This is a genomic window from Pseudomonas protegens (assembly GCF_003732485.1).
GTDB classification, from domain to species: Bacteria; Pseudomonadota; Gammaproteobacteria; order Pseudomonadales; family Pseudomonadaceae; genus Aquipseudomonas; species Aquipseudomonas protegens_B.
In genome coordinates this window covers 8,210-12,798 of sequence record NZ_MOAK01000030.1, presented here as the reverse complement: position 1 = coordinate 12,798, position 4,589 = coordinate 8,210, and the positions used below count along the sequence as shown (strand labels likewise).

General features: G+C 61.1%; 4 protein-coding genes. 1 reads left to right on the top strand and 3 read right to left on the bottom strand.

The features are described 5' to 3' along the window. Positions 1-85: 85 nt before the first annotated feature. Positions 86-979, bottom strand: a complete 894-nt coding sequence (ptrR, locus tag BLX41_RS04230; RefSeq protein WP_123723971.1) for a putrescine utilization regulator PtrR — start codon at positions 977-979, stop codon at positions 86-88. A 104-nt stretch (positions 980-1,083) separates the two neighbouring features. On the opposite strand from ptrR, the gene BLX41_RS04225 reads away from it, so the two are divergent. Continuing rightward, the gene (locus tag BLX41_RS04225) at positions 1,084-2,244 is read left to right on the top strand and encodes an MFS transporter (RefSeq protein ID WP_123723895.1); all 1,161 of its coding nucleotides are present in this window, start codon (positions 1,084-1,086) and stop codon (positions 2,242-2,244) included. Positions 2,245-2,252: 8 nt separating this feature from the next. Here BLX41_RS04225 and BLX41_RS04220 read toward each other — a convergent pair whose 3' ends face one another. Together BLX41_RS04220 and BLX41_RS04215 are read right to left on the bottom strand one after the other, a co-directional pair. Further along, complete coding sequence (locus BLX41_RS04220; RefSeq protein WP_123723894.1) at positions 2,253-3,176, bottom strand: DMT family transporter; 924 nt, start codon at positions 3,174-3,176, stop codon at positions 2,253-2,255. A gap of 174 nt (positions 3,177-3,350) precedes the next feature. After that, complete coding sequence (locus BLX41_RS04215) at positions 3,351-4,187, bottom strand: CvfB family protein (protein ID WP_060838083.1); 837 nt, start codon at positions 4,185-4,187, stop codon at positions 3,351-3,353. Between the last annotated feature and the right edge of the window lie 402 nt (positions 4,188-4,589).

Here is a 4,589-nt window from a genome sequence, read left to right as displayed (position 1 = left end):
CAGATAATAGTCCTAACTTTTCCCGCGCGCTGCCTTGCAATAGCAATGAACTGTTACTGGATTGAAGCGAATCGGCCAAGGCTATTCAGCCATGGGCCCGCAGCGCCTGTGGCGTCTGCCCGGTGCCCCCCTGCTGCAGTTCGATCCAGGCATTGAGGTTGGCCCCGAGCATGCCCTTGCGCCACATCAGCCAGGTAGTGGTCTGGGCGAACGGTTCGGCCAGGGCATGCACCGCCACGCTTTCGCGTCCCGGCAGACTGTCGAGCATCGACCGGGCCATGAGCGCCACCCCGGAACCGGCGATCACACAGGCCAGCATGCCCTGATAGGACTCGATCTCCATGGCCCGGCCCATCGCCGCGTGATAGTGGGCGAACCAGGACTCCAGGCGCATGCGATAGGCGCAACCCTGGCGAAACGTGAACACCGCACGCCCCTCCACATCCCGGGCGGTGCGCACCGGCGGGTGATCGGCCTCGCTGATCAGCACCAGGGTCTCATCGCACAAGGGCACCCCATCCAACCCTGCCAATTCAAGAGGGCCATCCACCAGCGCCGCGTCCAGGCGCCCGCTGAGCAGGCCTTCCAGCAGCTCGCCACTGGGCCCGGACTGCACCTGCAGGTTCACTGCCGGATAGGTCCGGTGGTAACGCGCCAGCAGCGCCGGCAGATGAATCGCCGCCGTGCTGTACATGGTGCCCAGGACAAAATCCCCGGCCGGCTGACCGCCTTGTACGGCGGCATGGGCTTCATCGTGCAGGGCGAACAGCCGCGCGGCGTAATCGAGCAGCACCTTGCCCGCCGGCGACAGTTGCAAGCGTTGACGCTCGCGCAGGAACAGCTCGACGCCCAGTTGCTCCTCCAACTGCTTGAGCCGGGTCGAGAGGTTCGACGGCACCCGGTGCAGACGCTCGGCGGCCCGGGTGATGGAACCTTCCTCGGCCACGGCCTGAAAGATGCGCAGTTGGCTGAACTCCATGATCTTCTCCAAAACTGAACAAGTTTCTCACTATTATTCATTTTTACAGAAAGTCAATCGGTCCTAGCCTGACGGTCATTGTCCTTGCCGATGGAAACCCCACCATGTCCCCTCTGCTGCGCCTGCTCGCCAGTTTCATTGCCCTGATGATGGCCATGGGCATTGGCCGTTTTGCCTTGACGCCTCAGTTGCCGCACCTGATCGGCGAAGGCCAGGTCGACCTGACCGCCGCCGGCCTGATCGCCGCCGCCAACTACCTGGGCTACTTCTGCGGTGCACTGGACGCCATGTTCGCCCGCCAGCCGACACAGGTACGGGCACGGCTGCTGGGTGGACTGTGGCTGTGCGTGTTGCTGACCCTGGCCTCATTCTGGGCCCAGGGCTTCTGGCCGCACCTGCTGTTGCGCTTCGGCACGGGGGTGGCCAGTGCCTGGGTGCTGGTGATGATCACCGCTCTGAGCCAGCCCCTGGCCCTGGCGGCGGGCCGGCCTCGCCTGGGAGCCCTGGTGTTCGCCGGTCCCGGGCTGGGCATCATGCTCACCGGCCTGCTGGCCCTGGGCTCCAACCTGCTGGGCCAAGGCTCCGCCAACCTGTGGCTATTGTATGGGCTGGTGGCCCTGCTGATGCTGCTGGTGATCCTGCCGATCCTGCCACAGGCCTCGAAAAGCCTCAGTCCGCCCCCCCAGGACTCGAAGAGCAATGAGCAGAGCGTGGGCCGCCTGGGTCTGGTCTATGGCTTGTACGGGGTGGGCTACATCATCCCGGCGACCTTTCTTGCGCAAATGGCCAGCGCGCGCTTTCAGGGTCAGTGGCAAGCCGACCTGTTCTGGCCCGGCTTCGGCCTCGCCGCCGCCCTGGGAGTGGGCCTGGTCAGCCTGCGCCGGCACACCCCGAACAGCACCCGTCGCTGGCTGATGGCGACCCTGTGGCTACAGGCCGCCGGTGTCTTCGCCTGCTTGCTGGGCAGCGGCCTGGGACTGGTGCTGGGGGTGCTGTTGTGTGGCACGCCGTTCCTGGCCTGCATGCAACTGGTCATGCAGCGCTCCCGGGAACTCGCGCCGCAGTCGGCCCAACGCAACGCCGGCCTGCTCACCGCCTGCTTCGCCGTGGGGCAATTGAGCGGCCCGTTGCTGGCGGCCCTGAGCACTCACTTCAGCGCCAGTCTGCAGTTGGCGCTGGTGATCGCCGGTTCCGGCTTGCTGGTCAGCGGTGGCCTGCTCTGGCAACCGCGGCCCGTGACACAAGGCTGCCCGGCGGTCTCCTAGGCAGCGACTTATAGAAAGCGCTTGATCCGCCGACGCAACCATTGCTCGGCGCTGACAAAGGTGATGCCCAAAAGCACCAACAGCGCCCCCAGCACGAAGTTCAGGCTCAAGGGCTCACCCAGCAACAATACGCCGAAGGTCACGCCGAACATCGGCGTCATGAAGGAAAACACCGCCAGGTTCGCTGCCAGGTAGCGACGCAGCAGCCAGAACCAGGTCAGGTAGCTGAAGAACGACACCACCAGCCCCTGGAACAACACACTGGCCACGGCCACCGGGGTCAGGCTGACCTGGGTCACCTGGCCGCTGAGCACCGCAATCAGCAGCAGGCCGACGAAGCCGACGATCAACTGATAGAACAGGGTCAGTGTGGCTGGCGCTTCCGACAGTCGCGAGGCGCGTACCACCACCGTGGTCGCGCCCCAGGCCAGCCCCGCCAGCAGTCCCAATACATCGCCCAGGAGCATCCGCCGATCCAGATTGTCCAGGGAGATCCCACCGGCAAAGGCGATGCTGATGCCAATGAAAGCAAGGATGATCCCCAACCATTGCAACGGCCGCAGCCGCTCACTGGGCAGCAGCCAATTGACCCCAAGGGCAGTGAAGATCGGGGCGGTATAGAGAAACACCGACATGTGCGCGGCGCTCGTCAGCTTCAGCCCCTCGGCAATGAACAGGAACTCCAGGCCAAACAGGGCGCCGGCCAGTAAACCGCCGCGCCAGGTACTGGAGACCTGGGACCAGCCACCTCTCCAGCACATCAGCAGGGCCACCAGCAGCGCCGAAATCCCCGAACGGGCAGCCGCCTGCATCACCGGGGCAATATCCGCCGCCGCCCATTTGATCATCACCTGCTGTACGCCCCAGATCAGGCACAACCCCAGCATCACCTGCAGGGCAAAGCCATCGGCGTTGCGCCGCTCGATGCTCACCGCAGTCCCTCAGATTGATTCATCGACATGACAGCTACCCGCTGTGGAAAAGACAACGCCACCGGGCGCGCGGCCAGCCGTCGTGCTGCAAGACGGGCCGCACCAGGAAAGACCAACAACCCGGGACATAGAAGAGGTGGGTTTACATACATCCACCCCTGGGCGAAATGAGTATCAGCTTAGCTCGATACGATCCGCGTGAATGACAATCTGGCCCTGTTTATAGAGCGCGCCGATGGCCTTCTTGAAGTTGCCTTTGCTGACCCCGAACAAACTGCTGATCAATGCCGGATCGCTCTTGTCGCTGACCGCCAGAGAGCCATTGTTTTCCCGCAACTTGGCGAGGATCTTCGAGTTCAGGCTGGTGGCCGCTTCTTCACCCACCGGTTGCAGGCTCAGGCTGATCTTGCCATCGGCCCGCACTTCCTTGATGAAGCCTTTCTCTTGCATCCCGGAGCGCAGGAACTTGAACACTTCGTTCTTGTGAATCAGGCCCCAGTGCTTGTTGTTGATGATCGCCTTGAAGCCCATATCGGTGGACTCGGCCACCAGCAGGTCGACTTCCTGACCAACCTTGTAGTTGGCCGGAGTCTTGTCCAGGTAGCGGTCCAGGCGGGCCGTGGCGGTGATACGGCGGGTGTGCTTGTCCAGATAGACATGCACCACGCAGTATTCGCCGGCATTCATCTGGCGCTTTTCTTCGGAGTAGGGCAGCAACAGGTCCTTGGGCAATCCCCAATCCAGGAATACCCCGATACTGTTAACTTCGACGACTTTAAGGCTGGCGAACTCACCAACTTGAACTTTCGGCTTTTCGGTAGTTGCGATTAACTTGTCGGCACTGTCCAGATAAACAAAAACATTCAACCAGTCTTCATCTTCACTGGGAATATCCTTGGGAATATAACGATTGGGCAGCAATATCTCGCCGTCCGCCCCTCCGTCCAGATACAAACCAAAGTTAGTGTGTTTAACCACTTGCAAACTGTTGTAGCGCCCGACTAAAGCCATTTCCAATACCCTCATTGCGTGGGCGGCATTCTACCTGTTTTCCACGCGCAGGTTGGCGCTCCTGAGTCCCGGACCGGAAAAATCCGTGAAGAGCCTTGGTTTTTCTAGCTTCACTGGCGATCAAGCGGCCATTCGTCAGGCAAACAGCGACCTGCCGGCTAAGGGCAAACAGCCACCAGTCAGCATTTTCAGAAGCCGGTCTTTATTTAAAACAGCCACTTAGGAAGATGTCAGCGAGATCAACTTAGGAAAAAAGCCCAAAAAGCGGCCTTCTGTTTCAGAGGATATTTACCAAGCAATTGTCAAGTATTTCTGATAAGATGCCTGGCCAAATTAATTTTCCCCAAAGGTTAAATGGCCGCCATGCGAGTAAAAGCCTCCAACAGCAAAGCAAAACCAGCT

Excerpts from the sequence above, each read along its gene's own strand:
- BLX41_RS04215 (WP_060838083.1), bottom strand. The coding sequence starts at position 4,187 with ATGGCTTTAGTCGGGCGCTACAACAGTTTGCAAGTGGTTAAACACACT.
- ptrR (WP_123723971.1), bottom strand. The coding sequence starts at position 979 with ATGGAGTTCAGCCAACTGCGCATCTTTCAGGCCGTGGCCGAGGAAGGT.
- BLX41_RS04225 (WP_123723895.1), top strand. The coding sequence starts at position 1,084 with ATGTCCCCTCTGCTGCGCCTGCTCGCCAGTTTCATTGCCCTGATGATG.